Raw genomic sequence first — 26,426 nt, 5'->3', positions numbered from 1 at the left:
GCATGAATTCAAGTCGTCTGAAGACAAGGCCTCTCGCCAGCACGCTCATCGGCTCGTTGCTGCTCGCGCTAATACCCATCATGGGGTTGGCTCCGGCCGCTCAGGCGCAGACCGACAGCGCTGCTGGCGCGCCCGCTCAGACTCAGGGCGATGCTCTCAGCCAGGCCGAACGGGATGCCGCCAACGGCCTGCCGGTGGAGGACGTCCAGACCTTCGCCGAGGTCTTCGAGCGTATCAAGCGCACCTATGTGGAAAAGGTCGACGACAAGACGCTGCTGCGCAACGCCATGCACGGCATGCTCAGCCAGCTCGATCCGCACTCGGAATATCTCGATGCCGATGCCTTCCAGAACCTGCGTGAAACCACCGAAGGCGAGTTCAGCGGCGTCGGGATCGAGGTTGGCCTGCGCGACGATCAGCTCACCGTCATCGCACCGATCGACGATACTCCGGCCGCCCGCGCCGGCGTTCAGCCGGGCGATCGTATCGTCGCCATCGACGGCACCCCGACCAACAATCTGAGCCTGCAGGAAGCCGTGGATCTGATGCGCGGCGATGCCGGCTCCGATATCGAATTGACGCTGTTGCGAGACGGCGAGCAGGAGCCGCGCGACCTGACACTGACGCGCGAGTCGATCCAGTCCGAGAGCGTGTCCAGTCGTCTCGTCGAGCCCGGCTACGGCTATCTGCGGATCAGCCAGTTCCAGAGCCGCACCGGCGAGCAGACCCGCGATGCGCTGGAATCGTTGACGAAATCGGGACCGCTGCAGGGACTGGTGCTCGATCTGCGCAACAACCCGGGCGGCGTACTTTCCAGCGCCGTCGACGTTGCCGATCAGTTCCTCTCCAGCGGGCTGGTGGTTTACACCAAGGGGCGCCTGCCGGACGACGACATGCGCTTTACCGCGCACGCCGCAACCGTGGCTCCAGACGTGCCGCTGGTGGTGCTGATCAACGGCGGCAGCGCGTCCGCGGCCGAGATCGTCGCCGGCGCGCTGCAGGATCAGGGCCGCGGGGTGCTGATGGGCACGCGCAGCTTCGGCAAGGGCTCGGTGCAGCAGGTGATGCCGCTCGGCAACGGCGACGGTCTCAAGCTCACCACCGCGCGTTACTACACCCCCAGCGGACGCTCGATCCAGGCCGAAGGTATCGCCCCGGACGTTCGCGTGGTCAGGGGCCGGCTGGAAGTGGAAGAGAGCAGCGGCCTGCAGCTGCGTGAATCCAGCCTGCGCGGCCATCTGCTGAATGGCGACCCCTCCGCTACCGGCGACAATCCCGAAACGCCGGTCGCCGCCGACGATTACCAACTGAGCGAAGCGCTGAACCTGCTCAAGGCGCTCAACGTGGTTCAGCGGAACCGCTCGGGGGAACCAGCGCCTAAAGCGCAAGCGGATTGAATCGAGACGGCGCTATTCATCGACTCGAGTGCCATGACTGTCTTGGCACTCGAATTGAGAAGGGGTAAATCGGATGAATCGAAAAGAAGTCCTGCGGCGGCTACAAATTCATCTGCCGGCCTTGACGACCGAGTTTCAGGTGAAGTCACTGGCGCTGTTCGGTTCCGTCGCACGTGATCAGGCGAGTCCGGGGAGCGATGTCGACATCCTGGTGAGCTTCGAGGGTCCGGCCACGTCCGCCCGATACTTCGGCGTTCAGTTCTATCTCGAAGACCTGCTGGAGCGCCCCGTCGACCTCGTCACGGAAAAGGCACTGCGGCCGGAATTGAAACCTTTCATCGAACGTGAAGCACTCCATGTCTGATCAACGGCCAGCACGCGAGTGGCGCTTTTACATCGACGACATGATCAGCTTCGCCGAGAAAATTCTGGCCTATACCGAGGGTCTCGACCAAGACACCTTCGTTTCGAGCGACCTCACCTACGATGCCACTCTTCGCAATCTCGCCCTAATTGGCGAAGCCGCAACTCGTGTGCCGGAAGATGTCCGCGCTCATCACGCCGAGATTCCATGGCGGCTGATCATCGCCACTCGCAATCGACTGATACATGCCTATCTGGGCGTGGACAACGACACCGTCTGGAGCATCATTCAGGAGAACATTCCTGAACTCCTGATCATGCTGGAGTCTATCCAGGCCCAGCATCGAGATCCGCCCTCTTCTTAGAATTCAGACGCATCGGCCTGAATTTGTAGCCACAAAGCTCATCAACGACACCGCTCGGGTAGATCGCCGTATTCGCCCAGCGCCTGACGAATCAGCAGCCGCTTGACCGGCATCAAGCGGTCGACACCGCTGAGGCCCCAGTTGCGCGCGAGCCGCAGCGCTGGCTGACGGCTGCCGAACAGCTGCTGGAATCCCTGCATGGCAGCGAGCATGGCCGCATTTTCGCCGCGCCGACGGCGCTCGTAGCGGACCAGGATGCGTCGGTCTTCCGGCGGGGCGCCGCGTTGTCTGGCGCGGATCCACTCCTCGGCGAGTACGGCGGCATCCATCAGCCCCAGGTTGACGCCCTGACCGGCCAGCGGGTGCAGACTGTGCGCGGCGTCACCGACCAGCGCCAATCCTTCGTCGACGTAGCGCTGCGCGTGGCGCTGGGTGATCGGGAAGTGCGGAGCGGCATCGATGACTTCGACGTCGCCCAGCCGGCCACCCAGCCCCTGCGCCAGCTCGATACCCAGCTGCGCTCGGCCCTCGTCAGTTTCGCCCAGCGCCGTCAGCCGCCGGGCCTCGCCGGGCGTGGTCGACCACACGATCGAGCAGTGATCGTCCCGGCCATCGATGGTCAGGGGTAGAAACGCCAGCGGCCCGGTGGATAGGAAAGCCTGCCGTGCGATTCCGCCATGGCCAACGGCGGTACGCACGCTGGTGACCATGGCGGCCTGGCCGGTGTCGCGCTCGTGGACCGGAATCCCGGCCATTCCGCGCAGCGGGGAATTCGCGCCATCGGCACCGACGATCAGCGGCGCGCGGCGCTGTTCACCGTTGTCCAGCGTGATTACGGCACGGCCGGCGGCAGGGTGCTTGGGCTCATGAGACTGTGGTTCATGAGCCTTGGACTCATGACTCTCAGAATCATCGATCCCACTCTCACGCACGTAGCCCGTCAGGCGCACTTCCTGCAGCCATTCCACGTTGGGCAATGCCTGCAACCGCTGTGCCAGCGCCGCCAGCAGCAGATCGTTCTCGACGATATGGCCCAGCGACTCGACGCCGACGTCTTCGGCATCGAACCGGATCTCGCCGCTGCCTTCGGCATCCCAGACCTGCATGCCGCGATAGGCCGCGACGCGACGCGACGCAAGCCAGGGCCAGACGTCCAGCGTGGTCAGCAGCCTGCGGGACGCGGCCGTCAAGGCGCTGACGCGCAGGGCCGGCTTCCCCTGCCCCAGGGTGTCAATCTCCTCGGGTGCCGGCGCCGCATCGACGATCGTCACTCGCCAGTTGGCCTCGCCCAGCAACAGGGCCAGTGTCGAACCGACCACCCCGCCGCCGACGATCAATACATCGCTGTCATCCATTACGCGTCCTCCCTCCTGGGATTTGCCTAGCGTTCGATTCCCATGGCGCGGCGTGCCAACGTCCGACGCAACGGCCCAAGCGCATTGAGTCCGATCAGGCCCGCAGCACGGGCGTGGCCAAGCATCGCATGATCGATACCGAACAGCCGAATCAGGCCGTCGCTGAAGCGCACGATCTTGTGGGTGTCGGCCGTGCGGCTGGCTTCGAATTCCGCCAGCGTACGAGCATCACCGGCCGTGCGACCGTTCGCCCGCGCCGTCTCGATGGCGGCCGCGAGATCCATGACGCCACGCAGCGCCAGATTGAAGCCCTGTCCCGCGACCGGATGCAGGGAATGGGCAGCGTTGCCCAGAATCGCCAGATGCGGGCGGATCGTCTCGCGCGCCGTGATCAACGACAACGGATAGGCATGGCGCTGGCCCACCCGTCGAAAGCGACCGGCGCGATCGCCGAAGTCCTGCTGCAGACGATCGAGGAACAGATTGTCGGGGAGCGCCAGGGCTTCCTCGACGTCGCCCTGTTCATGAGTCCAGACCAGCTCCATGCGGCGCCCGGTCAGCGGCAACAGCGCCATGGGGCCCTCCTGCGTGAAGCGTTCGAATGCCCAGCCGTCATGCGCCCGACTCATTTCGACGTTGGCGATCAGCGCGGTCTGCTGATAGGCATGGTGGTCGCTCTCGATCCCCAGACGCTCCTTGAAACCGGAGCGCCCGCCGTCGGCCAGCACCGTCAGGCCTGCCTGAATGACTTCGCCGGTATCGAGCGTGAGACGATAGCCGCCGTGCTCGGCCTCGAGCGTCTCGACCCGCGCCGGGCAGTGCCAGTCGATCGGCAGCTGATCGAGCCGCGCGTGCAGCGCTCGCCCCATCCAGGCATTGGGAATGACATGGCCCAGCGCCTCGACGCCCAGTTCATCGGCGTGCAGCCGGGTCGCCCCCAGGTGGCCGCGCTCGCTGACATGGATATGCCGGATCGGTGATGCCTGCTCCCGCATCGTCGGCCACACTTTCAACTGCTCGAAATGCCGGCGCGACCCATGGGCGATGGCACTGGCTCGGGCATCGAAGCTGGGCTGATAGGCACCGACCTCGTCGACGCTGGGCAGAGGCTGCGGCTCGATGATCGCGACACGCAACGGCGCTCGCGGCTCACCGCCAGATTCTCGCTCGTCCGCCCGTGCTTGCTCATTCGCCCGTGCTTGCTCATTCGCCCGTGCTTGCTCGGCTTCTATGAGGTCGCCCAGCGCACAGGCGAGGCTGGCGCCCACCAGGCCGCCGCCGATAATTGCCACGTCGACCGTGGTTGGTTGTCGAGTCTGAGCCATCCGTGCCCGCCGCTCCATTACGATTGGAAATTCAAAAACCCGCCCTTGCGCGGCCTACACCGCCTTTACATCAATTACGTAATCTTCGCGCCGTCAATGGCGTCGATCAAAAAACAATCAACCCTGGGCATTCATCAGTGCTTCGATCGCATCCGCTGCCTTGGGTACCCCTGAGGTCAGTACTTCACCGCCAGATTCCGTCACCACCACGTCGTCCTCGATGCGAATCCCGATGCCGCAATATTGTGGCGGAATATCCTCGGCGTCGGGGATATACAGGCCGGGCTCGACCGTCAGTACCATGCCGGGCTCCAGCGGTCGTGGCTCGCCGTCGACCCTATAGCTGCCGACGTCGTGAACGTCCAGACCGAGCCAGTGCGAGGTCGAGTGCAGATAGAATCGACGGAAACTCTGGGATTCGATGCACGCTTCCAACTCACCTTCCAGCAAGCCGAGTTCGATCAGCCCGGCGGTAAGATCTCGTACCACGCCCTGGTGGATGGCTTCCAGCGTGGCGCCGGGTTTGACCGCCGCCACGCCGCGCTCTTCTGCCGCCAGCACGATGTCGTAGAGCGCGCGCTGGGCGTCACTGAAACGGCCGTTGACCGGAAACGTGCGGGTGATATCACCGGCGTAGAGATCGAACTCGCCGCCGGCGTCGATCAGGACTAGATCGCCGTCTGCCAGTGGCGCGGCATTTTCGATGTAATGCAGCACGCAGGCGTTGGCACCGCCGCCGACGATGGTGCCGTAGGCCGGCGCCCGCGCCCCGTGCCAGACGAATTCGTGCTCGATCTCCGCCTGCAGCTGATATTCGAAGCGGCCGGGACGGCTGGCGTGCATGGCCCGGCAGTGCGCCAGCGCGCTGATCTGCGCGGCGTGACGCATCAGCGCCAGTTCGGCCTCGCTCTTGGTCAGGCGGAGTTCGTGAACCAGGGCGCTGACATCGGCAAACCGGGTAGGCGCGACCGCGCCCCGCCGCGCACGGGCACTCAACTGGGCGCGCACGCCCTCGGCAATGCCCATGGCACCGGCATCGGCCAGCGGCAGATACAGGCTTTGGCGACCATCCAGCAGTTCAGTCAGGCTGGGTCGCTGGGTATTGTCGAAAGCCTCATCCATGCCGTAGTCGCTCACGGCTCCTTCGGGGCCGATGCGAATCCCGGTCCAGGCCTCTTTCTCGGGATCCTTCTCCTGGCAGTAGAGAATCGCCTCGCCCGCTTCACGGCCGGGCAACAACAGCAACAGCGCATCGGGTTCGGGGAATCCGCACAGATAATGGAAGTCGCTGTTCTGACGGAACGTGTATTCGCTGTCGTGATTGCGCGTCTTGAGCGCAGCGCCCGGCAGCAGTACGGCGCTGCCTTCCGGCAATTCGGCCATCAGGCGCTCGCGGCGGGCGGCGAACTCTTCCATCGAGATGGCCGCGGGACGCGGTAACGGCTCGGGTAACATGCCTCTCTCCTTGCGCAGTGCGTCTCGAGACTCGAACGGACGCCTGAAAGTTTGACGATCGTGTCTCTCGTTTTCCGTGGCCTGGTTTTCCGGGGCCCGGTTTTCAGGCCCTAGTTTTTCCGAGGTCCTGGTTCTCCGAGGTCCTGGTTCTCCGAGACCCTGGCCTCGAAGCGCGGGCGGATTCAGTGCAGCGACGGCGGCGTTTCACCGTCATTGGCGGCTAGGTCGGCGTCCTCGGCCTCGACCTGTTCCACCTGAGGCTCACCGGGGTGTTGCTCGGTGTAGAGCAGCATCGCCGCCATCCGGGCGTGCTCGGTCAGGGCGAACAGATCGTTCTCGTTTTCGGGGTCGTCGGCGATATCGACATCGATCGCCGATAGCGTACCGAGATCCTCCAGCGCCTCCTTCAGGGGCGAGGACCAGTTCTCGTAGGTTTCGCCATCCACCTCGTTGACGATTTCGAGAAACCCCTGGGTCCACTCCTTGAGCCCTTGAGCCCGTTCGGAGAGCGAGAACAGCTCATCCGGCAGCATCGGCTCGAAGTTCAGCTCGGCCGCGGCCAGCGCATCCAGGGTCTGACGCCGCCAGCCCAGCAGCACATCGGCGTCTTCACGGCTTTCCGGCTGCTCGACGTTGAGCGCCAGGCAGACTTCCTCGAGCCAGCCCTCGGCGCTGATGTCCTTAAGGCCGAGTTCGGCGCACAGGCGGCCGTCGAGGAACGCCGGTGACTGCAGGCTGCCATGCACCAGAAAGACATTGGCGACGGTGGAAAAATCGAGCTGGTCGTTGATGATCGACATGTCGGCATCCAAGATTGGGAAATCACGAGCGTTGATGTACTTTCAGCGCGACAGGCGCCGCGTTGACCGCCCATAATCGGCTCTCTATAGTGACGGATCAATCGCGATACCCCCATCTTACCGCATCGATCTTCACCGCCCACCCCGGAGCGACACCATGAGCGACACGTCTCGCCCGACGACCGAAGTCACCTTGCTGGGCAAATCCTTCGTGATCGCCTGTCCGCCGGAAGAGCAGGAGCAGCTGAAGCGCTCCGCCCGCTATCTGGATCGCGCCATGCACGGCATCCATTCTCGCGGCAAGGTACTCGGCGCCGAGAAGATCGCGATCATGGCCGCCCTCAACATCACCCACGAACTGCTGACGGCGCTGGATTCACACCGCGCCGGCGAACAGAGCCTGAGTGATCTGAGCGAGAGGCTCGAGCGCGCGCTGGCCAAGGCGGGCGAACCCGGCCAGAAGACCCCGGCATCCTGAACCCTTTACCGAGTATCTCAAATCCTTGATTGGGCAACGTGGGCCGCTCTGCTACGATAGTGGTGTTTCCTGGAGTGTGCGCCAGTCATAACAGTCCCTCGAGCCTATGCGCAGTACCCAGGGGGCCAAATGCTAGGCAGGCCCGTGTGCATGTCCGCGCGACGGAAAGCCTGAAGGCTTGCCTGCGGCCACCCACCTTGAACCAGTAGGTTCAGGGCCAGAATGACAGCGGCACTCTGGGGAACTCTCTTGTCTTTCAACGAGACCACCGCAACGATCATCACCGAGTTTGCCCAGCCGACCATGACACCGCCGAACGGCGAGTCGGTCGTCAACAGCAGTCTCGATAGACGCGAACTTCGTCGCCAATTGCGCCGACGTCGACGCGCACTGACCCCGCATCAACGACGCAGCGCCTCCCGCGAACTCTGCCGTCGCCTCAAACGTCTGCCCGCGCTGCAACGCGCTCGTCGCGTGGCGCTCTATCTACCCAATGATGGCGAGATCGATCCGCAGCCGCTGATCGACTGGCTGACCGCACGCCGCGCCAGCGTCTATCTGCCGGTGCTGCGGCCGCTATCGGAGAATCGATTGTGGTTCGTTCGTTATCACACCGGCACCCGGATGACCCGCAATCGTTTCGGCATTGCCGAGCCGGATACGCGTTTCGGCGCCCATCGCGCCAATCGCCTGCCCGCATGGGCGCTGGACACCGTGCTGCTGCCGCTGGTGGGATTCGACGATGAAGGGCAACGGATCGGCATGGGCGGCGGCTTCTACGATCGCACTTTTGCCTTTGCCCGCCGTCAGCGCCCGCGGCCACGTCTGATCGGGCTCGCTCACGACTGCCAGAGAGTAGACGCCTTGCCGGTGGCCGACTGGGATGTACCGCTGGATTCGATCGTCAGCGATCGACGGATCATCCAGCCGCGGCGTTGATCGCCGACTAGGCTCAAAGAGCCAGACCGAGAGCCCAAACGACGACGGCCGGCAGCGTTTCCGCTACCGGCCGTCTCGAGCCACACCCCATTGGCTTTATTCTCTACGTCGTCACTCCATGCTACGCCGGCTGTCACCAGCCCGCTGATCCGGAATGTCGATGGGTCTCAAGCGCCCAGCAGCGTCTGGGCATAGCCCGTAGCCACGACGCCGACGCCGAAGATCAATACCAATGCCATTACCAAGTCGGGCTTGCGTTTCATGTCGACTCCGCTGCGTTGGGTTCGGCCGCTGCCCCCCGCAGCGACGCGCACGACTATAGGGTCAGGCCAAAATCTTGACAAGAGCGTTTCCGGCCCGGATGACACCTTTTTCGTTACCCGACAGTATCGGCCTTTACACAAAAAGGTTTAAGGCGGATTCAGACCCTTTCGAGGCCTATTTCACGCTTTTGTAGTGACGACACCCGGGGCTAGGCCATGAATAGCCGATACGCCATGTTGTCGGTCTCTTTCCAGTAGCGATAACCGATGCGATCGAAGTGCTCCTCGGCATGGGCGCGGTCGCCATTGGGCATCTGTAGCCCCACCAGCACTCGGCCATAGGCGGCACCGTGGTTGCGATAGTGGAACAGCGAGATGTTCCAGTCCGCCGGCAGATGGGTGAGGAAGTTCATCAGTGCCCCGGGGCGTTCGGGAAATTCGAAACGGTAGACCTCTTCCTCGAAGCGCTCCCTGGGCCGACCACCCCCCAGATGGCGAATATGCAGCTTGGCCAGCTCGTTGTCGGTGAGATCCTCGACCGGATAGTCCGCTTCACGCAACCGGCGGATGACCTCTTCACGATCCTCCCCGCCGGGCTTGACCTGCACACCGACGAAGATGTGCGCGCCGTCGGGGTCGGCGTAGCGATAGTTGAACTCGGTCACCATGCGCCGCCCGATCACCCGGCAGAACTGCTTGAAGCTGCCCGGCCGCTCGGGGATCTGCACCGCCAGGATCGCCTCGCGCTGTTCGCCCAGTTCGGTGCGCTCGGCGACATGCTGCAGACGATCGAAGTTGATGTTGGCGCCGGAATTGATGCACATCAGCGTCTGATCCTGCGCACCAGTCTGCTGGATATACTTTTTCAGCCCCGCCAGCGACAGCGCGCCGGAGGTCTCCGCCACCGCCCGCGTGTCGTCGAAGGTGTCCTTCACCGCCGCACACATCTCGTCAGTATTGACCGTGATCACGCCGTCGACGTGATGACGCAGGATCTCGAACGGCGCCTCGCCGATCTGGGCCACCGCGACCCCTTCGGCAAACACCCCGACCTGATCCAGCGTCACCCGCTCCCCGGCTTCGAGCGCCGCCTTGAGACAGGCGGAATCCTCGGCCTCGACACCGAACAGCTTGATCTCCGGGCGTAGATACTTGATGTAGGCGGCGATGCCGGCCAGCAGACCGCCACCGCCGACCGGCACGAAGATCGCATCGAGCGGGCCGGTGTGCTGACGCAAAATCTCCATCGCCACGGTGCCCTGGCCCGCGATCACATCGAAATCGTCGTAGGGCGGGATGTAGGTATAGCCGTGTTCGGCGATCAGCTCCCGGGCGTGGCTCAGCGCCTCGCCGAAGGCATCGCCCCGGAGCACCACCTTGGCGCCCCAGCCGCGTACCGCGGACACCTTGATGTCCGGCGTGACGCGAGGCATCACGATCACCGCCTTGACCCCCATTTGCTTCGCCGCCATCGCCAGGCCCTGGGCGTGGTTGCCGGCGGAGGCGGCGATCACACCCTTGGCCTTCTGCTCTTCGCTCAACTGCGCCATCTTGTTGTAGGCGCCGCGAATCTTGAACGAGAACACCGGCTGCAAGTCTTCGCGCTTGATCAGAATCCGGTTGGAGAAACGGCGGGAGAGCGCGGGCAGCGGGGAAATCGGCGTCTCCCGAGCCGCCTCATAGACGCGGGCCTGGAGGATCTTCTTGACGATGTCTTCGAGTTGCATTCGGGTATGTCCTGGCGAACAGCTGGGGCGCAGCGCTTCCGCCTCGAAACCGGCGGGCACGAGAACGGTGGGTATAGTGGACCCGTATTGTTAGCAGACCCCGGCACCGAGCGTCCAGCGCCATCGGCAGCGCATGCCGCTTGCTTTATAATGACCACCTTCGGTTTCTGTCCGATCACGCGCCCATGCCCGGCTTTCCGACAGAACCTCGATCTTCTCCATCAGCCTGCCGGAACCGACATGACTCAGGACGATCTCAAGCGCGCCGTCGCCGCCGCAGCTCTCGACGACATCGACAATCTGCTGACGCCGGATGCGGTGATCGGCGTGGGCACGGGCTCCACGGCCAACCATTTCATCGACTTGCTGGCCACGCGGCGGCATGATTTCCGCGGCGCGGTGGCGAGCTCGGAAGCCACCGCCGCACGACTGAAATCTCACGGCATCGACGTGTTCGAGCTCAACTACGTCGGCACGGTACCGGTCTATGTCGACGGCGCCGACGAGATCGATTCGAAACTGCGCATGATCAAGGGCGGTGGTGCGGCACTGACCCGCGAGAAGATCCTGGCGGCCTGCGCCGAGCGTTTCATCTGCATCGCCGATGCCAGCAAGCGTGTCGAAGTGCTGGGCGGATTCCCGCTGCCGATCGAGGTGATTCCGATGGCGCGCTCGTACGTCGCCCGCGAGATGGTCAAGCTCGGCATCACGCCGGTCTACCGGGACGGCGTGCTCACCGACAACGGCAACCGCATCCTCGACGGCTACGACAAGCTGTTCGACGAGCCGGAAGCGATGGAAGCGGCACTGGATGCCATCGTCGGCGTGGTCACCAACGGCCTGTTCGCGCGGCGTCCAGCAGATGTCCTGCTGCTCGGCGGCGACAATGGCGTCGAGCGCTTCACGCGCTGAGCGGCGATTGCCCGGTGGCAGACAATGTCGAGCAGATGCCGTGACTCTGCCGATCATTCATCACTCCGGCTACAGCTGCGAGTGGCCCGAACGCCATCCGTTCCCGATAGCGAAATTTCGGGTTCTGCGAGAACGACTGTCGGCGCTGGGCTTCGATGGGCGTGACGATGTCCATGACGACAGCTGCGAAAAGGTTCGCTGGATAACCCCGAGCCCGGCAACCAGCGAGGCGCTGCTGCGCACCCACACCGCAGACTACCTGCAGCGTTTCTATCTGGGCGAAGTCTCGACCACGCGGCGCACGCCGAGCGGCTTCCCTTGGTCACCCGCGCTGGTCGAACGCACACTGCTGGAAGTCGGCGGTACGCTGGCCACCGTCGAAGCGGCACTGGAGAGCGGCCTGGCACTCAATAGCGCCGGGGGTACTCATCATGCCTACGCCGATCGCGCCAGCGGCTACTGTCTGCTCAACGATCTGGCGGTCGCGGCACATTGCCTGCTCGCCGAGCATCGTCTCGAGCGGATTCTGATCGTCGACTGCGACGTCCATCAGGGCGACGGCACCGCCTGGATCTTTCGTGACGAGCCGAGAGTCTTCACCCTGTCGCTCCACGGCGAGGCCAATTTCCCCTTCGAGAAGCGCCGCAGCGACCGTGACGTCGCGCTCCCGCGCGGTACGGATGACAGCGCCTATCTGGCGTGTCTCGAGCGCGAGCTCGACGAGGTTCTGAACGCGTTTCGCCCCCAGTTCGTGCTATTCGACGCCGGCGCCGACGTGCATGAAGGAGATCGACTGGGACATTTCTCGCTGACCACGGATGGACTCTACCGCCGGGACGCTTTCGTGCTGACGCGCTGCCGGCGGTTGGGCATTCCCGTCGCCGGCGTCATCGGCGGCGGCTACGACCGCGATCTCGAGGCGTTGGCGGACCGTCACGCCCAGCTGTTTCTCGCCGCGCTGGCGTTGAATTCCGAGCTCAGAAACGAGGGGCCCGGCTGAGCGGAGAGCTGGCCGGAAAGCTGGAAGTACTTGTGCATGACCAGCAACGAGATCATTCGTTCACGACGCCCGTCACGAAACTGCGCCACATGCGCGTTGGCACGCCGCACGATGGCTTCGGCCTCCTCCGGGCGCGCAGTGTAGTAGTCCATCTTCGCTTCCAGATCGCTGCAGTCTTCGGCCAATGCCACATAGTGGACGTAGGGCTCGAGCGCGCCCTCCATGAACCAGGTCTCATAGCGCGGCGGTGGCATCAGGCAGAGCGAGTTCGACGACAGGATCCACTTCAAATTGGTGGCCACGTCCTTGCCCTCGAGACTCAACACGAACTGGTACTGAAGCTGTTCCCCGATCGACAGATACGGCCGGTAATCGGGCCGGTGGCGACGCTTGGCGTGACTCTGGCCGATGTCCATGCGCGGGTGATGACGGAACTGACGCAGCACCGCCGCCCGATGCTCGTGAAAACACTTGCCGCGCCAGACGACACCCGGCTTCTTGTCGGCAAACGGGAGACGATCATCGGCGAAATGGAAGTGGCGCACGCTGTTGAGTTTCAACAGCAGGTTGTTGGCATTGCCGAAGGGTGCCGACTGACCGGAGGGAATCGCGTTCCCCGGCTGCGTTTCGCGACAGATCGGACGACTCTTGACGATCGTCGGCGTCTCGGCCACACGAGTGACGTCGCCGAACTGGTAGGCAAAGCGTAGATCGGGATCGAAGTGACGCATCACCTGCTTGGCATCGAGAAAATAAGCGCCGCGTTTCTCGTAGCGGAAATCGCCGATGCGCACGGCTGCCTCGCCGGGGTCGAAAGGACTCGCCAGACGGTTGTAATAGTCGACCCGCGCCAGCAGCGCGGCCATCTCTCCGGCGGGTAGTGACGCCATCAATCGATTCAGACGCTGCCGATAGAAACCGTCGGGTACGAGCAGGCTGGCGATACCGCCTGCGTAAAATCGCAACTTGCGGCTCTTGTAACGAAGGTCCATGGCACGATTCCGGGCGATTGGTGGATGTCGCTGGACGGATTGTCAGGGCTATCCATGACAAGCGTCTGACACCTTCGTCCTTCATTCGCTCCGGACGTTCCCTCGATACCGGTTATCGACCGCCATTCATTATCGACAGCTGTCTCGCGGGATCACACCTCGGCTGGCGAAGCGGTCGTGAAGGGCTTTCCCGCGATCCCATTGTTGCCGAACAGATCGATGTGGGCGTCGCCCCATGCCTTTAGCGCCATCAGGATCGGCGTCAGTTCGCGGCCCCGCGCCGTGAGGCTGTATTCCACCTTGGGTGGAACCTGGGCGTAGACCTCGCGATGGATCAATCCATCGGTCTCCAGCTCTCGCAGCTGATTGGTCAGCATCCGCTGGGTGATCGTGGCGATGCGCCGACGGAGCTCGTTGAAGCGCAGCGTCTCCTCCTCGAGCAGATACCACAGCACCACGCATTTCCACTTGCCGCTGATGAGGCTGACCGCGGCTTCCACCGAACAGCCCGGCTGGCAGTCGAAACGCGAGTAGTGAGTCTTGGCCATCACGGTATCCTTTTTGATACTACCGGCGATTTTTGTGCGTATGAGACATTGAAGCCCTTACTTTATGATCGGATAACGAGAGACACAATCGTCAATCAAGAGAGAGAGAGAGTCGAAATGAAAGCTGTCGCTTACGAGACACCGGGCGAAATCCAGCGCGCGGATTCGCTGGTCGATATCGAACGCGAGATGCCCGCGCCCCAAGGCCGCGATCTGCTGGTCGAAATCAAGGCAATATCGGTCAATCCGATCGACACCAAGGTCCGCGCGAGCGCGTCGCCAGAGCCGGGCGAGTGGAAAGTGCTGGGCTGGGACGCGGCGGGCATCGTCAAGGCCGTTGGCGATGACGTCGACGGCTTCGAACCCGGTGACGAGGTGTGGTATGCCGGCGAACTCACCCGCCCCGGCACCAATAGCGAATATCATCTGGTGGACGAGCGCCTGGTCGGCCACAAGCCGAAGACACTGGGGTTCGCCGAAGCCGCCGCTCTGCCGCTGACCACGATAACCGCCTGGGAGATGCTGTTCGATCGGCTGGAGGTCGAGCGTCCGGTCGTCGGCGCCGCCAACGCCATTCTCATCATCGGTGGCGCCGGTGGCGTCGGGTCGATCGCCATTCAACTGCTGCGTGCCCTCACCGACATGACCGTCATCGCCACCGCGTCACGCCCGGAGACCCGAGCCTGGGTCGAAAGCCTCGGCGCACACGCGGTCATCGATCATAGCCAACCGCTCGCCGCTCAGGTCGAGCAGTTGGGTCTGGGCGCACCGGGGTTCGTGTTCTCCACCACCCAGAGCCAGCTCCATCAGGACGAAGTGGTCGAGTTGATGGCGCCGCAGGGCCGATACGGCTTGATCGATGACCCGGAACGCTTCGTCATCAACGATTTCAAGCGCAAGTGCCTCTCGGTTCACTGGGAGCTGATGTACACCCGCTCGCTGTTCCAGACCCCGGACATGGGTGAACAGGGCGCGTTGCTGAATCGCGTCGCCGGACTGATCGACGACGGCCGCATCCGAACCACGCTGACCGAGACGATGGGACCGATCAACGCGGCCAATCTCAAGCAAGCGCACACCCTGATCGAGAGTGGCCGGGCCAGAGGCAAGGTCGTGCTGGAAGGGTTCTAGGGTTTGTACGAAAAGTAGGTTCCGATCGAAAGCGACTCCTGTTGTCCGCCGGCCCGTCCGGTCGGCGGCAAGGGCCATCAGCAAGGGCTGTCTGCAAGGGTCGTCTGTCAGCCCCGGGAGTCGCTCTCGGTGGTTGCCGTCAACTGTGCGCTGATCGCTCGGCGCGTCCGGGCGAGTGCGCCACGGTTGGCGGCTACCACCGCCCGCCCCGCTTCACCCAATCGATGACGGCGCTCGTCGTCGCTCAGCAACGCCACGAGCGCCTCGCCCAGTGCCTGGCCGTCTTCGACCTCGACCCGCGCGTCGCTTTGCGCCAGGGTATCGGCAATCTCGCGCAAGTTGTCCAGATACGGGCCGCTGACCACCGCGACACCCAGCGCCGCCGGTTCGAGCAGATTGTGCCCGCCGATCGGTACCAGCGAGCCGCCGACGAAGGCGACATCGGCACAGCCGTAGAGCGTCATCAGGTCGCCCATGGTGTCGCCCAGCAGCAGTGTCGTGGCGGCGGTCAACGTTGGCTCGACACTCAGGCGCTGAACCTGCTCGCCGACCTCGCAGCAGTAAGCGTTCACTTCGTCGAAACGCTGCGGATGGCGCGGCACCAGAATCAGCAGCGCCTCGGGAAAACGACGCTTGAGCACGGCATGCGCGGCCAGCACCTGCTCGTCCTCGCCGGGATGGGTGGAACCCGCAATCCAGACCGACCGTTCGCCCCAGCTCGCCCGTAGCCGCCGGCTGGCCTCACGTGTGGCCTCGTCGACATCGAGATCGAACTTCAGCGCACCGGTCACCGCCACTCGCGACGGCAAAGCCCCGAGCGTCAGGAAGCGCTCACTATCGACAGCGGATTTGGCGCCGATCCAGGCAATCGTCTCGAGCATGCCGCGGCTCAACGCCCCAAAGCGTCGATAGAGACGAAACGCGCCGGCGCTCAGGCGCCCGTTGGCAACCACCACCGGCACGTTGCGTTGGTGACAGACCGCCAGCAGGTTGGGCCAGAGTTCAGTCTCGGCGATGATCGCCAGACGCGGCCCCAGCCGCTTGATGAATCGCCGCGCACTGCCGGGAAAATCCAGCGGCAGGAAATGGTGGGAAACGCGCTCGCCGAAGGTCTGGCGCACGCGCTCGGCGCCGGTGGCGGTCATGGTGGTGATGACGAGATCGTGATCCGGGTGGTCGTCGAGCAGTGCACGAATCAACGGCGTGGCCGTGACGACTTCGCCCACCGAGGCCGCATGCAGCCAGAGGCGTGGACGATCGCCACGGATCGCGATGAGGCCGAGTCGCTCGCGGCGCGGGTGCGTGGGCGCCCACTCACGCCATACCCGCCACCAGATCAGGGGCGACAGCAGGTAGACCGTCAGCGAATAGAGCCAGCGGGCGAGTCGCGGCGACACTGGGAGCCGAGAGCGCATCGCCATTCAGCGCTCGCGGTCGAGAATGGTGTCGATCATGGTGGTGGTGGACACGCCATCCTCGAAGCCCAGCACCAGGACCTCGCCGCCGTTGGCGATCACCGCCTCGCCACCGGCGATATCCTCGGGCCGGTAGTCGCCGCCCTTGACCAGCCGATCCGGCAACACCGCCTCGATCAGCCGCGCCGGCGTGTCCTCGCCGAAAGGGACGACCCAGTCCACCGCAGCCAGTCCGGCCAGCACCTGCGCCCGGCGGGCCAGCGTATTGATGGGTCGCTTAGGCCCCTTGAGCCTTGCCACCGAGGCGTCGTCGTTGACCGCGACGATCAGCCGGTCGCCAAGCCGCTTGGCCTGTTCGAGATAGGCCACGTGGCCGGCGTGCAGGATGTCGAAGCAGCCGTTGGTCATGACCACCCGCTCGCCGCGCGCCTGCGCCGCACGGACGGCAGCGATGAGTGAGCCTTCCTCGATGACGCCATACTCGGCGAGGCTGTCGCCGTGCAGCGCGGTGTAGAGTTCCGCCACCGACAGCACCGCGGTACCGGGCTTGGCCACCACCAGCCCGGCGGCCAGGTTGGCCAGCATCACCGCCTCGCCGAAGCCGTGCCCGGCCGCCAGCGCCAGGCCCAGCACGCCGATCACGGTGTCGCCGGCGCCGGTCACGTCGAAGACTTCGCGGGCATGCGTCGGCAGATGCAGCGGCGCGTGGCCCTCACGGATCAGCGTCATGCCGCGTTCGCTGCGGGTCACCAGCAGCGCTTCGAGTTCCAGATCGGCACGCAGCCGCTCGCCCTTTTCCGCCAGTTGCGCATCATCGCGGCAAGGCCCGACGATCGCCTCGAATTCGGTCAGGTTGGGAGTGATCACGCTGGCGCCGCGATAGCGGCTGAAATCGCCGCCCTTGGGATCGACCAGCACACGCTTGCCGGCGGCGCGGGCGGCGGCGATCAGCGTCTCGACCCGATTGAGACTGCCCTTGCCATAGTCGGACAGGATTACCACGTCCGCGTCGCCCAGTGCTGCCTGGACCTTCTCGATCAACGGCGCGGTATCGACGTTCCACAGCGACGACTCGAAGTCGAGACGGATCAGCTGCTGGTTGCGACTCATGACTCGCAGCTTGGTGATCGTTGGCACGTCAGGGCTATGCTGAAAGTAAGCACTCACATTGGCCGCTTCCAGCGCCCGCTCCAGATGGCCGGCGTTGTCATCGTCGCCGACGACGCCGGCGAGACTCGCCCGCCCGCCCAGCGAGGCGATATTGAGTGCTACGTTGGCCGCCCCGCCCGGACGATCATCGGCATCTTCCACCTTGACCACCGGCACCGGGGCCTCCGGGGAAATGCGCGACGTACCGCCGTGCCAGTAGCGATCCAGCATCACATCCCCCACCACCAGCAGGCGGGCATGCTCCAGTTGCGAAAGGTCGACCTTCATCCTCGTGACTCCAGCGCGTCGCCGTCGCCAGACGCAGCGGTGTCGGCCAGCAGCCGATCCAGGTGCTCGACCACGTCGTCCAGCGTGATCAGCGCCATGGCATCGGCGTGGCGCACCCGCGTGCCCCAGGTGACGGTCTCGACGGATTTGTTCAGGTAGCGGCGTACGGCGTCAGGGTAACGATTGACGACATGGTCTCGCCAGCAATAGGGCGCCGCGCGGTCCGGATTGGTGGTGGCGTAGAGCCCGAGCGTCGGCGTGTTCAGCGCGTTGGCCATGTGGACCGGGCCGGAATCCGGCGCGATCACGACGCGGGCGCGATCGAGCAGCGCCAGCAAGCCCTTGAGCGAAGTCCGGCCGATGGCATCGATGATCTCGACGTTCGGGCACAGCCGCCGAATCTGCTCGCCCATGTCACGTTCCAGGGGGCTACCGCCGCCACTCATGACGGTCTTCAAGCCGTGGCGTTGCCAGGCGTGCTCGATGACCGCGGCGTACCCCTCCGCCGACCAGTTGCGGAAATTGCGCAGACGCGGATTGGCACACGGGCTGATGACCAGATAAGGCCGATCGCCGGTGAGTTGACGCGCTTCTTCATAGGCGGCGTCGGGGACCGGCAGCGACCACTCGAGATGCGTGTCCTCGACACCCAGCAGCCGCGCGAAATCCATGAAGGATTCGAGCACGTGCGCACGCGGATGCACCGCCAGCTGGCGATGCGTGAACCAGTGCTGCCAATCCTTGGCCCGCGCCTTGTCGTAACCCACGCGCACGTCGCACTTGAGACCCAACGACAGCACACTGGCCCGCAGCGCCTGCTGCATGTGCAGCAGCACGTCGAAGCGAGTGTCCTTGAACTGACGCCATATCTCGCGCATCCCGGCCAAACCGGTGGCCTTGTCATAGATCACCAGATCGACGCCATCGAGCCCGCTCAGCAGGCCGTATTCGGTCTTGCCGACGATCCAGGTAATACGGGCCTCGGGCCACTGGCGCTGCAGCGCGCGCACCGTGGGGACCAGGTTGCAGACGTCGCCCAGCGCGGAAAGGCGCAGGATACCGATGTGTCGCGGGCGCTCTGGCAGAGAATGCTTCATGGGCCTGACCGACTTCCCATTGAGTAAAGCGCTCATTCTAACGGAAGTTGACCGACGATGACCCGCAGCGCCACGAACAAGCGGTATAGTGGCCCCGATCAGGAGGTTCGAAGATCAGAATTCGAAGATCCGAAGTCCACGCATGATGACGAGGAAAGTCATATTACCTCCGCCACCGCTTCCGACAGCGCCCCCGACACCACCCCCTGTCGTATCGCCCATCTGGTCAGCCTCAAGAATCTGGGTGGCGTCGAGCGTTATTTTTCACGTTTTTTCGACTGTAGTGCTCGACGCGACGACAGCCACGTACTGCTGCAGACCAATGGCATCCATCCTTATCTCGATGACTATTTTCGGGGGCTCGAGAACCGGCTGCATGGCATCAAGGGGCCGAAAGGGCTCAAGTTGCCGGCGCTGGGGAACCTTCGCAGTGCCTATCAGCAGCGGTTACTGCGCGAACTGGCGCCCGAGGCCCTGCTGGTCTGGAACAAGATCTCGCGACACCCGCTGACACTACCCCGAGATATCCCCATCTATCATTTCGAGCGCGGTAGCGCCTGGCTGGCGAAGGACGACCCCAGCTTGAGGCGTTACATCGAGAGGCTCTCCGGCGTGCTGGGGATCTCGCGGGCGGCCCACCGCATGCTGCAGCTCAAGTGGGGCCTCGATCCCGATCTGCCCTCGAAGACGCTCAACAACGCTATCGATCTGCCGGCGCTGGCCTCGGAGCACCGCGAGGGCCGTTTTCGCCTCGGCTTCGCCGGGCGCCTTCAGGGACTGAAAGCGCCGATGATCGCCCTCGAGACACTACGGGCGCTCAAGCCACGCTTTCCGGCCGCGGAGCTATGGATCGCGGGTCAGGGGCCTCTCGAGCCGATCCTCAGGGAGTGGGCACACCGCTGGCAGCTCGAGGATAGCGTGACGTTCTGTGGACCGGTGGCCGACATGTCGGGGTTCTACTCGCAGTTGGACGCCTTTGTCTGCCCGTCCTGGCGGGAGCCTTTCGGCAACGTCGTACAAGAGGCCGTGGCCCATGGACTCCCGACCGTGGTGGGCAACATCGATGGCCTGCCGGAGTCCATTCTGGACCCACGCAACGGGGCGATTCTCGAGCCGACGCGCCCGCGCGAAGTGCTGCGGAAGTACGGGGATGCCTGCCTCCTGGGCCCGCGGGAAGTCTACTCACCCGATCAGGATGATCTCGTGCAAGCCAAGTTACTCGACCCGGAAGCCATTGCCGAGACACTACTGGCCTGGGCCGAGAATCCGCTGCTGCGACGCCAGATCGCAACGAGAGCCCGGGAACAGGTGGCACGCGACTACACGCTGGAACGCTACGTCGAGTCGCTGGCCGAATTCTTCAATGCGCAACTACGTTGAGCGAGATCAGTCAGCGGCCGTCAACGTCAGGAAGGAATGCCTCAACTTCTCGTTCTGACAGCGGTAGGAGTAATCACCCACCAACCGCGAGAGCGTCAGCCCCAGGGCTTTGACATCGGACGCTTCCAGCATCCGTTCGAGACGCGTGACCCACGCCTGCGTATCCCGACTCTCCAGAATCAGGTCGGCGTGGTCCGCTTCGAGCAGCTCGGCGGCGCCGGTGGTGGACGAGAGCAATACCGGCGTGCCGCAAGCCATGGCCTCGAGCGAGACGCGGCCGAACTCCTCGATATGGGCCGGCAGCACGAACACGTCCAGCGCGCCGTAGAGTGTCTCGACATCGCTGACCGTGGTCCGCCAGATAAAGCGCTCGGCAACGCCCGCCTGTTCGGCCTGGCGCTGATAGGGCGAAAAATCGTCCTTGCCGACGACCAGAAAGCGGCATTTCCCCGCCAGCCGCCGCTCCAACCCGGCGGCCATCTCGACGAAGCCGGCCACGTTGCGTTTGGTGAAGTTGCCGGAGGTGATCAATCCGATCAGCCAGGTGTCGTCATCGACGCCCAGTTCGCCTCGGCGTGTCGCGCGGCCTGCCGATGCGCGTTCGAGATTGAAGACGTCGGGGTCGTAGCCGGGGTAGCTGATCTCGATTCGCGAGTCGTCGATGCCGTAGCGCGTGCGAAGATCCTGCGCCATCATGCGCGAGTTGACCGCCACTCGGCGAAACTTGCCGCCCTCGAGCACATGATCGTGAATGGCGGCCACTTCGTGCCCCGCGGGCAGATCGCGACCGTGGATGCGCTGGCTGGCGAGATGCACGCAGTTGTGCATGTAGACGACGTCCGGCGTTTCCACGTCACCGTGGCTGACCAGCATCGCCGGCCGGTGCCGACGACACCAGGCCTGCACCCGGCGGTTGAACCAGAAGCGCCGGAACGGCCCCTTGAGCGGCCAGCGTTTCAGCCGGATCAGCTCCGCCCCGGCGGCTTCCGCCAGCTCGCGCCGACCTCGCTCGGCGAGAATCACCACCCGATAGCCCAGCGCTTTCAACGCCGCGGCCTGCTCGAAGGCGTTGCGACTGGCACCGGTGCTTTTCTCCACCTGACGAATGGCAATCACGGCCAGCGGCGCTTGCGAATCTTCAGTCACGAAAGCTTCCTTGATGTTCGATGATGCCCGAATGATCGACGAATCCCCCAATGATCGACGAAGGCGAGCAGCGTGAAGCCCCGACATGCGGCGGCGGGTTTGCCCGGTTACAATGCATCCGCCGGCCAGTCGTCGCCTACCGGCCGGCGACACGTCAATCCCGCTGCGGCCCAACGCCAAGGACCGATCATGACGCTATCGATCCATCATCATCGGGACTCGCACATCTTATACGATGATACGCGTCTCGCTCAGCCCGACCTGCCGATTCTGCCGGCGTTCGGTGAGGCCTGGCTCGAGCCGGCCGCCTGGGCCGAACTGGGTCTGGTGGTCGGCTCGGCACCGGGCCGCGGGGCCAGCCAGTTTCTCGAGATCGACGAGCACCAATGGGTGCTGCGGCCCTATCGTCGCGGCGGCATGGCGGCCAGAGTCAGTCAGGCCGACTATCTGTGGACGGGACTCGAGCGCACTCGCGGGTTTCGCGAGATGCGACTGACCCGCGCCCTGTTCGAACGGGGCCTGCCGGTACCGGCGCCGGTGGCAGCCATCGTGGTGCGTCACGGCCCGAGCTACCGCGCCGCGCTGATCACCGAGCGCCTGCCCCATAGCCAGGCGCTGGCAGAACGCCTGGCCGATGCCTCGCCCGCGCTGCTCGCCGAGATCGGCGCCACCATCCGCCGATTCCATGAGGCCGGTCTCGACCACGTCGACCTCAACGCGCGCAATCTGCTCGTTTCAGCCGACGATAAGGTTTGGCTGATAGATTTCGACCGCTGCCGACTACGCCCGCAAGGTGCCTGGCGTCAGCGCAACCTGTCACGACTCAAGCGCTCTTTCCTGCGTTTCTCGCCCGCGAATGCCCTAGCGTCCTACGATCTCGTCGTCGAGGGTTACCATGGCGCACTCGGCTCCCATTCACGCTAAGGCTCTTCCCGTTCATGCATGACACGCTAAAGCGCCGTTGGCGCGGCACTCTGCTTTTCGCCCTGTTTCAACTCCCGCTGGTCTGGCTGATCGCGCTGCGTTATTCGCCCTACCTCGCCATGCCGCACGATGCCATGGGGATCGCCTATCTGATCCTGACCTGGATCGGTCACTTCGGCATGCTGGTCCTGCTCGGCTGGCTACCGCTCGCCGTGCTGGCGCTGGTGCTCAAGGCCCGCTGGCTATGGTTGCCGGCGACGCTGCTCGGGGCGCTGGGGCTGAGCGCGCTGCTGCTGGACACGATCGTCTACGCTCAGTATCGCTTCCACGTGAATGCGTTCATGGTATCGCTGTTCCTGAACGACAAGGACGGCGAGATCTTCAGCTTCACCACCACCACCTGGTTGGCGGTCGTAGGCTGCGTGGTCGCGGCCCTGGCGCTGGAAGGCTGGCTCGCCCGCCGTCTGATCGTGGGCAACCGCGGCCGCCGCCTGCCGGTGGGGATCGCCTGCGGCGTGATTCTGGTGACCCTGATCGGTAGCCATGGGCTGCATCTCGTCGCCGATGCCCGCTATCAGCGTAGCGTGACCCAGCAGGTCGGCATCTATCCGTTGCTGTTCCCGGCCACCGCCAAGGGCTTCATGGAAGACCATGGTTGGCTCGATCCTCGCGCCGCCCGTGCCGCGCGAGCCGACACCAACGCCAAACAGGCGCAGAATCTCGACTGGCCCAAGAATCCGCTCAGCTGTCAGGCCGACCCTGCCTCCAGTGCCATGCCCAATGTCATGGTGGTGCTGATCGACTCCTGGCGGGCCGACGAATACGGCCCCAAGAACACGCCGAATCTCTATGCCGCGCTGAACGACAGCGGTCGTCGCTATCTCGATCATTACAGCGGTGGCAATGCCACTCGCAACGGTGCCATGAGTCTGTTCTACGGTCTCACCGGCAACTACTACGCCTATCTGGACGATACCCAGACGCCGCCCCTGCTGATCACTCAGCTGCAGAAGCAGGACTACGCGATGGGCATCTTCTCCTCGGCCAGCCTCGATGGGGTCGGCTTCGATCGCACGATCTTCACCTCGGTCGACCCGCTGCGACTGAGCACGCCGGGCGACTCCCCGGCGGGCCGCGACCGGCAGATGACAGAGGACTGGCTAAGCTGGGTCGATCAGCAGGAGCAGGAAGACGATTCGCCCTGGTTCGGCATGCTGTTCTACGACGCGCCCCACGGCTACGACGTGCCGGACGACGCCGAGCAACCGTATCAGCCTTCGGTGAACGGGATGGATTATCTCGATCTGGGCCCGGATACCGACCCGACGCCCTATTTCAACCGCCACCGCAATGCGGTGCACTACGACGACGAACTGCTCGGCCGGGTAATCGACGACCTCAAGGCCAAGGGCGAGTGGGACAACACCATGCTGGTGGTCACCGCCGATCACGGCCAGTCCCTCAACGACTTCGGCAAGAACTACTGGGGTCACAACAGCAACTTCGCGTCGCCACAGACCCACGTGCCGATGGTCGTCAACGGCCCCGGCGTCGAGCCCGGGCAGTTCGAGGGCATGACCAGTCACCTTGATGTCATGCCGATGCTGATGCGTCACGCGCTCGGCTGCCGCAATCCGCTCTCCGACTACGCTCAGGGCGAGGATCTGCTCGCGCCGGACATCGACCACCCGTGGGTCCAGTCCAGCAGCTACATCGATTACGGGATCATCGAGCCGGAGCGCATCACCGTGGTCGACGGCACCGGCCAATGGAATATCGTCGATCGGCAGCTCGATCCCATCGAGGACGCCGAGTTCTCGCCGGCGGTGTTCGACGCCATGCAGTGGTTCCGTCAGTTCTACCGATAGCGTTGCCGATGTCACAATGACTGGCGCTACAATGCGCCAGGCGCTGCCAACATTCTTGGCGGGGCGTCGCGACACTCCGCGACGCCCCGCCATCGTCTGGCACCGGGTACGACCATTCATCCATGACCCTCCATCCACGACCATTCATCGACGACCCAGGACTTGCCCATGGCCGCCATTACCGGCGTGGTGATCACGCTCGACGAAGCCGACAACATCGAAGCCTGCCTGGCGTCGCTCGCCCGGGCCTGCGACGAGCTGATCGTGGTCGATTCCGGCTCCCGGGACGACACCGTCGCCCGCGCCGAGGCGTCGGGCGCCCGCGTGATCCATCAGCCGTATCTGGGCGATGGCCCGCAGAAGCGTGTCGGCCCGCAGGCGGCCAGCCATCGCTGGGTGCTGTCGCTGGACGCCGATGAGCGGCTCACCGACGGCGCCGTGGCGGCGATTCAGGCGCTCGATCTGGACGCCGGTGAAAATGGAGAGGCCAGTCACGACGCCTATGCGCTGCGTCGGCGCAACTTTGTCGGCAGCCGCTGGATCCGCCATTGCGGCTGGTATCCGGACTACTGCCTCCGGCTGTTCGATCGCGAGCGCTGCGGGTTCTCCGACAGCCGCCAGCACGCCTCCGTCCAGGCGCAGAATGCCAAACGGCTCGATGCCGATCTGGAACACTACTCGTTCGCCAATCTCGCCGAGCTGTTCGGCAAGGCCAGCGGTCGTTTTTCCAATCGCGCCGCCAAGATCATGTATCTCAAGGGCAAGCGTGCCAACGCCATGTCGCCGGCGCTGCACGGCGCCAACGCCTTCGTACGCAAATACGTGTTCCAGCGCGGTTTTCTCGGCGGGCTCGACGGCGCTTCCGTGGCGCTGTCGGCGGCGGTCAACGCCTACCTGAAATACGCCAAGCTGCTCGAACTGCAGCGCGATGCCCAGGTTCGCGAGGCCGAAGACTTCGACCGGATCTGGTGAGTCCATGGAAAAACCGACCCTGCATATCCGCCACGTCAATCTGGCCCGCGGCTTTCGCGGCGGCGAGCGCCAGACGCTGCTGCTGATCGAGGCGCTGGCCCGAATCGACGATGACCAGATGACAATAGCGCAGAGCCTCGTCTGTCGGCGCGACTCGCCGATGCGCGAGGCATTGGCCGGTCTCGATATCGGCGTCACGCTGATCGATGCCGATCATGCCCTCGCCGGGCATTCTCATCATGATCGCCATCGGCCGAAGGCGACCCTGACCCATGCCCACGAAGCCAAGGCGGTGCACTGGGCCTGGGTCGAACGCCGCCTGCACGGCACGCCCTATCTTCTGACCCGCCGCGTTCCCCAGCCGGTCAAGAACAAGCGCTTCAATCGCTGGACCTATCGCGGCGCAGCGATGGCCGTGGCGATCTCGTCGGTGATCGAGAACCATCTTCGCGAGAGGAACTGGTGTCCCGTCACTCGCATCCCCAGCGTGCTGTCGGGTCAGCCCAGCGATGCGAGCCGGGTCGAGGCGTTGCGCGAGCGTTTTGCCGGACGGCGCGTGATCGGCCATATCGGCGCGCTGGTGGATCGCCATAAGGGCCAGCGGGTGCTGCTGGAGGCAGCACGACGGCTGCGCGAGACGCATCCGGATGTCTGCTTCCTGCTGCTCGGCGAGGGCGACGACGGCGAGGCGCTGAAGACCGAGAGCGCGGATCTCGACAATGTTATCTGGGAAGGTTTCCAGCCCAACGTCGGCGACTATCTCGAGATCATGACGCTGTTCGCGTTTCCTTCCCGCAACGAAGGCCTCGGATCGACGCTGCTCGATGCCATGGACCACGGCGTGCCGATCGTGGCTAGTGACGTCGACGGCATCCCCGATCTGATCGACAACGACGTCAGCGGGCTGCTGGTGCCGCCCGCTGACCCCGATACGCTGACAGCCGCTCTCACCGCGCTGCTGGAAGATCCGGCGCGCCGGCAGCGATTGACCACCGCTGCCAGTCAGCGCCTGTCGGCGTTCACCCCGGACGCCATGGCCACGGCCTATCTCTGCGTTTATCGGCGGCTCGCCGGCGGCTGATTCTGCGGGCAGGCTCACCCGGTGGCGCGATACTTGCGCGCCGGGAACGTGGCATC

At 64.4% G+C, this 26,426-nt stretch carries 24 protein-coding genes and 1 other RNA gene; 14 read left to right on the top strand and 11 right to left on the bottom strand.

Annotated features, from left to right (window positions below; translation table 11 throughout):
- The first annotated feature begins 2 nt into the window (after positions 1–2).
- From ACUN9V_RS11040 to ACUN9V_RS11030, 3 genes are all read left to right on the top strand, one after another.
- Positions 3–1,397 (top strand): S41 family peptidase, encoded by a 1,395-nt coding sequence (locus ACUN9V_RS11040; protein WP_445511417.1) that lies wholly within the window; start codon positions 3–5, stop codon positions 1,395–1,397.
- A 73-nt stretch (positions 1,398–1,470) separates the two neighbouring features.
- Positions 1,471–1,761: a nucleotidyltransferase family protein gene (locus ACUN9V_RS11035; protein ID WP_445511416.1), complete on the top strand. Its 291-nt coding sequence runs from the start codon at positions 1,471–1,473 to the stop codon at positions 1,759–1,761.
- Positions 1,754–2,125: a HepT-like ribonuclease domain-containing protein gene (locus ACUN9V_RS11030; protein WP_445511415.1), complete on the top strand. Its 372-nt coding sequence runs from the start codon at positions 1,754–1,756 to the stop codon at positions 2,123–2,125. The genes ACUN9V_RS11035 and ACUN9V_RS11030 overlap by 8 nt, the downstream gene beginning before the upstream one ends.
- A 41-nt stretch (positions 2,126–2,166) precedes the next feature.
- Here the strand turns inward: ACUN9V_RS11030 and ACUN9V_RS11025 are convergent, their stop codons facing one another.
- The 4 genes from ACUN9V_RS11025 to ACUN9V_RS11010 all read right to left on the bottom strand — a co-directional run bounded on the left by ACUN9V_RS11025 (position 2,167) and on the right by ACUN9V_RS11010 (position 7,060).
- Positions 2,167–3,480, bottom strand: coding sequence for a UbiH/UbiF/VisC/COQ6 family ubiquinone biosynthesis hydroxylase (locus ACUN9V_RS11025; protein WP_445511414.1), 1,314 nt, complete (start codon positions 3,478–3,480; stop codon positions 2,167–2,169).
- 26 nt (positions 3,481–3,506) lie between these two features.
- Entirely contained in the window at positions 3,507–4,805 is a 1,299-nt protein-coding gene (gene ubiH / locus ACUN9V_RS11020; protein ID WP_445511413.1) for a 2-octaprenyl-6-methoxyphenyl hydroxylase, read from the bottom strand.
- 117 nt (positions 4,806–4,922) lie between these two features.
- Positions 4,923–6,260, bottom strand: coding sequence for a Xaa-Pro aminopeptidase (pepP, locus tag ACUN9V_RS11015; RefSeq protein WP_445511412.1), 1,338 nt, complete (start codon positions 6,258–6,260; stop codon positions 4,923–4,925).
- Between the two features lie 182 nt (positions 6,261–6,442).
- On the bottom strand, positions 6,443–7,060 hold the full coding sequence (locus tag ACUN9V_RS11010; RefSeq protein WP_110693611.1) for a UPF0149 family protein: 618 nt from the start codon (positions 7,058–7,060) through the stop codon (positions 6,443–6,445).
- A gap of 157 nt (positions 7,061–7,217) precedes the next feature.
- On the opposite strand from ACUN9V_RS11010, the gene ACUN9V_RS11005 reads away from it, so the two are divergent.
- From ACUN9V_RS11005 to ACUN9V_RS10995, 3 genes are all read left to right on the top strand, one after another.
- Positions 7,218–7,538, top strand: a complete 321-nt coding sequence (locus ACUN9V_RS11005) for a cell division protein ZapA (RefSeq protein ID WP_110654243.1) — start codon at positions 7,218–7,220, stop codon at positions 7,536–7,538.
- Positions 7,539–7,601: 63 nt separating this feature from the next.
- Positions 7,602–7,785, top strand: a non-coding RNA gene (gene ssrS / locus ACUN9V_RS11000) — 6S RNA.
- 56 nt (positions 7,786–7,841) lie between these two features.
- Positions 7,842–8,477 carry a 5-formyltetrahydrofolate cyclo-ligase gene (locus ACUN9V_RS10995; protein WP_445511502.1) on the top strand — a complete coding sequence of 212 codons (636 nt, stop codon included), beginning with the start codon at positions 7,842–7,844 and terminating at the stop codon, positions 8,475–8,477.
- 472 nt (positions 8,478–8,949) lie between these two features.
- Here ACUN9V_RS10995 and ilvA read toward each other — a convergent pair whose 3' ends face one another.
- Positions 8,950–10,467, bottom strand: coding sequence for a threonine ammonia-lyase, biosynthetic (gene ilvA, locus ACUN9V_RS10990; RefSeq protein WP_075561402.1), 1,518 nt, complete (start codon positions 10,465–10,467; stop codon positions 8,950–8,952).
- A gap of 240 nt (positions 10,468–10,707) precedes the next feature.
- Here ilvA and rpiA point away from each other — a divergent pair, with 240 nt between their 5' ends.
- Both rpiA and ACUN9V_RS10980 read left to right on the top strand, forming a co-directional pair.
- Positions 10,708–11,379, top strand: coding sequence for a ribose-5-phosphate isomerase RpiA (gene rpiA, locus ACUN9V_RS10985; RefSeq protein ID WP_445511411.1), 672 nt, complete (start codon positions 10,708–10,710; stop codon positions 11,377–11,379).
- 40 nt (positions 11,380–11,419) lie between these two features.
- Entirely contained in the window at positions 11,420–12,379 is a 960-nt protein-coding gene (locus ACUN9V_RS10980) for a histone deacetylase family protein (protein ID WP_445511410.1), read from the top strand.
- Here ACUN9V_RS10980 and ACUN9V_RS10975 read toward each other — a convergent pair.
- Together ACUN9V_RS10975 and ACUN9V_RS10970 are read right to left on the bottom strand one after the other, a co-directional pair.
- Entirely contained in the window at positions 12,313–13,371 is a 1,059-nt protein-coding gene (locus ACUN9V_RS10975) for a glycosyl transferase family 90 (protein ID WP_445511409.1), read from the bottom strand. The genes ACUN9V_RS10980 and ACUN9V_RS10975 overlap by 67 nt on opposite strands.
- 152 nt (positions 13,372–13,523) lie before the next feature.
- Entirely contained in the window at positions 13,524–13,919 is a 396-nt protein-coding gene (locus ACUN9V_RS10970) for a winged helix-turn-helix transcriptional regulator (RefSeq protein ID WP_445511408.1), read from the bottom strand.
- A gap of 117 nt (positions 13,920–14,036) precedes the next feature.
- Here ACUN9V_RS10970 and ACUN9V_RS10965 point away from each other — a divergent pair, with 117 nt between their 5' ends.
- The gene (locus ACUN9V_RS10965; protein ID WP_445511407.1) at positions 14,037–15,050 is read left to right on the top strand and encodes a zinc-binding alcohol dehydrogenase family protein; all 1,014 of its coding nucleotides are present in this window, start codon (positions 14,037–14,039) and stop codon (positions 15,048–15,050) included.
- A gap of 107 nt (positions 15,051–15,157) precedes the next feature.
- Here the strand turns inward: ACUN9V_RS10965 and waaA are convergent, their stop codons facing one another.
- The 3 genes from waaA to ACUN9V_RS10950 are packed head-to-tail and all read right to left on the bottom strand — an operon-like array spanning position 15,158 to position 18,999.
- Positions 15,158–16,471, bottom strand: coding sequence for a lipid IV(A) 3-deoxy-D-manno-octulosonic acid transferase (waaA, locus tag ACUN9V_RS10960; protein WP_445511406.1), 1,314 nt, complete (start codon positions 16,469–16,471; stop codon positions 15,158–15,160).
- Positions 16,472–17,902 carry a bifunctional D-glycero-beta-D-manno-heptose-7-phosphate kinase/D-glycero-beta-D-manno-heptose 1-phosphate adenylyltransferase HldE gene (hldE, locus tag ACUN9V_RS10955; RefSeq protein WP_445511405.1) on the bottom strand — a complete coding sequence of 477 codons (1,431 nt, stop codon included), beginning with the start codon at positions 17,900–17,902 and terminating at the stop codon, positions 16,472–16,474.
- Positions 17,899–18,999, bottom strand: a complete 1,101-nt coding sequence (locus ACUN9V_RS10950; RefSeq protein WP_445511404.1) for a glycosyltransferase family 9 protein — start codon at positions 18,997–18,999, stop codon at positions 17,899–17,901. Before ACUN9V_RS10950 ends, hldE begins: the two co-directional genes overlap by 4 nt.
- A gap of 57 nt (positions 19,000–19,056) precedes the next feature.
- Between ACUN9V_RS10950 and ACUN9V_RS10945 the strand changes: the two genes are divergently transcribed.
- On the top strand, positions 19,057–20,379 hold the full coding sequence (locus tag ACUN9V_RS10945) for a glycosyltransferase family 4 protein (RefSeq protein ID WP_445511403.1): 1,323 nt from the start codon (positions 19,057–19,059) through the stop codon (positions 20,377–20,379).
- 6 nt (positions 20,380–20,385) lie between these two features.
- Here ACUN9V_RS10945 and ACUN9V_RS10940 read toward each other — a convergent pair whose 3' ends face one another.
- A complete protein-coding gene (locus ACUN9V_RS10940; protein WP_445511402.1) occupies positions 20,386–21,525 on the bottom strand; it encodes a glycosyltransferase family 4 protein in 1,140 nt (379 codons plus the stop codon).
- Positions 21,526–21,714: 189 nt separating this feature from the next.
- Here ACUN9V_RS10940 and ACUN9V_RS10935 point away from each other — a divergent pair, with 189 nt between their 5' ends.
- From ACUN9V_RS10935 to ACUN9V_RS10920, 4 genes are all read left to right on the top strand, one after another.
- The gene (locus ACUN9V_RS10935) at positions 21,715–22,449 is read left to right on the top strand and encodes a 3-deoxy-D-manno-octulosonic acid kinase (protein WP_445511401.1); all 735 of its coding nucleotides are present in this window, start codon (positions 21,715–21,717) and stop codon (positions 22,447–22,449) included.
- Positions 22,450–22,463: 14 nt separating this feature from the next.
- Positions 22,464–24,317, top strand: coding sequence for a DUF3413 domain-containing protein (locus ACUN9V_RS10930; RefSeq protein WP_445511400.1), 1,854 nt, complete (start codon positions 22,464–22,466; stop codon positions 24,315–24,317).
- A 168-nt stretch (positions 24,318–24,485) separates the two neighbouring features.
- Positions 24,486–25,289 (top strand): glycosyltransferase family 2 protein, encoded by an 804-nt coding sequence (locus ACUN9V_RS10925; RefSeq protein WP_445511399.1) that lies wholly within the window; start codon positions 24,486–24,488, stop codon positions 25,287–25,289.
- A 4-nt stretch (positions 25,290–25,293) separates the two neighbouring features.
- Positions 25,294–26,370: a glycosyltransferase gene (locus tag ACUN9V_RS10920; protein ID WP_445511398.1), complete on the top strand. Its 1,077-nt coding sequence runs from the start codon at positions 25,294–25,296 to the stop codon at positions 26,368–26,370.
- Positions 26,371–26,426 lie beyond the last annotated feature (56 nt).

It is taken from the genome of Salinicola sp. V024 (assembly GCF_052645315.1).
This window is presented reverse-complemented; position numbering and strand designations above follow the sequence as displayed.

Bases quoted from the DNA above. Each gene is read 5' to 3' on its own strand.
- ACUN9V_RS11040 (WP_445511417.1), top strand. From the start codon at position 3: ATGAATTCAAGTCGTCTGAAGACAAGGCCTCTCGCCAGCACGCTCATC.
- ACUN9V_RS11035 (WP_445511416.1), top strand. From the start codon at position 1,471: ATGAATCGAAAAGAAGTCCTGCGGCGGCTACAAATTCATCTGCCGGCC.
- ACUN9V_RS11030 (WP_445511415.1), top strand. From the start codon at position 1,754: ATGTCTGATCAACGGCCAGCACGCGAGTGGCGCTTTTACATCGACGAC.
- ACUN9V_RS11025 (WP_445511414.1), bottom strand. From the start codon at position 3,480: ATGGATGACAGCGATGTATTGATCGTCGGCGGCGGGGTGGTCGGTTCG.
- ubiH (WP_445511413.1), bottom strand. From the start codon at position 4,805: ATGGCTCAGACTCGACAACCAACCACGGTCGACGTGGCAATTATCGGC.
- pepP (WP_445511412.1), bottom strand. From the start codon at position 6,260: ATGTTACCCGAGCCGTTACCGCGTCCCGCGGCCATCTCGATGGAAGAG.
- ACUN9V_RS11010 (WP_110693611.1), bottom strand. From the start codon at position 7,060: ATGTCGATCATCAACGACCAGCTCGATTTTTCCACCGTCGCCAATGTC.
- ACUN9V_RS11005 (WP_110654243.1), top strand. From the start codon at position 7,218: ATGAGCGACACGTCTCGCCCGACGACCGAAGTCACCTTGCTGGGCAAA.
- ACUN9V_RS10995 (WP_445511502.1), top strand. From the start codon at position 7,842: ATGACACCGCCGAACGGCGAGTCGGTCGTCAACAGCAGTCTCGATAGA.
- ilvA (WP_075561402.1), bottom strand. From the start codon at position 10,467: ATGCAACTCGAAGACATCGTCAAGAAGATCCTCCAGGCCCGCGTCTAT.
- rpiA (WP_445511411.1), top strand. From the start codon at position 10,708: ATGACTCAGGACGATCTCAAGCGCGCCGTCGCCGCCGCAGCTCTCGAC.
- ACUN9V_RS10975 (WP_445511409.1), bottom strand. From the start codon at position 13,371: ATGGACCTTCGTTACAAGAGCCGCAAGTTGCGATTTTACGCAGGCGGT.
- ACUN9V_RS10970 (WP_445511408.1), bottom strand. From the start codon at position 13,919: ATGGCCAAGACTCACTACTCGCGTTTCGACTGCCAGCCGGGCTGTTCG.
- ACUN9V_RS10965 (WP_445511407.1), top strand. From the start codon at position 14,037: ATGAAAGCTGTCGCTTACGAGACACCGGGCGAAATCCAGCGCGCGGAT.
- waaA (WP_445511406.1), bottom strand. From the start codon at position 16,471: ATGGCGATGCGCTCTCGGCTCCCAGTGTCGCCGCGACTCGCCCGCTGG.
- hldE (WP_445511405.1), bottom strand. From the start codon at position 17,902: ATGAAGGTCGACCTTTCGCAACTGGAGCATGCCCGCCTGCTGGTGGTG.
- ACUN9V_RS10950 (WP_445511404.1), bottom strand. From the start codon at position 18,999: ATGAAGCATTCTCTGCCAGAGCGCCCGCGACACATCGGTATCCTGCGC.
- ACUN9V_RS10945 (WP_445511403.1), top strand. From the start codon at position 19,057: ATGACCCGCAGCGCCACGAACAAGCGGTATAGTGGCCCCGATCAGGAG.
- ACUN9V_RS10935 (WP_445511401.1), top strand. From the start codon at position 21,715: ATGACGCTATCGATCCATCATCATCGGGACTCGCACATCTTATACGAT.
- ACUN9V_RS10930 (WP_445511400.1), top strand. From the start codon at position 22,464: ATGCATGACACGCTAAAGCGCCGTTGGCGCGGCACTCTGCTTTTCGCC.
- ACUN9V_RS10925 (WP_445511399.1), top strand. From the start codon at position 24,486: ATGGCCGCCATTACCGGCGTGGTGATCACGCTCGACGAAGCCGACAAC.
- ACUN9V_RS10920 (WP_445511398.1), top strand. From the start codon at position 25,294: ATGGAAAAACCGACCCTGCATATCCGCCACGTCAATCTGGCCCGCGGC.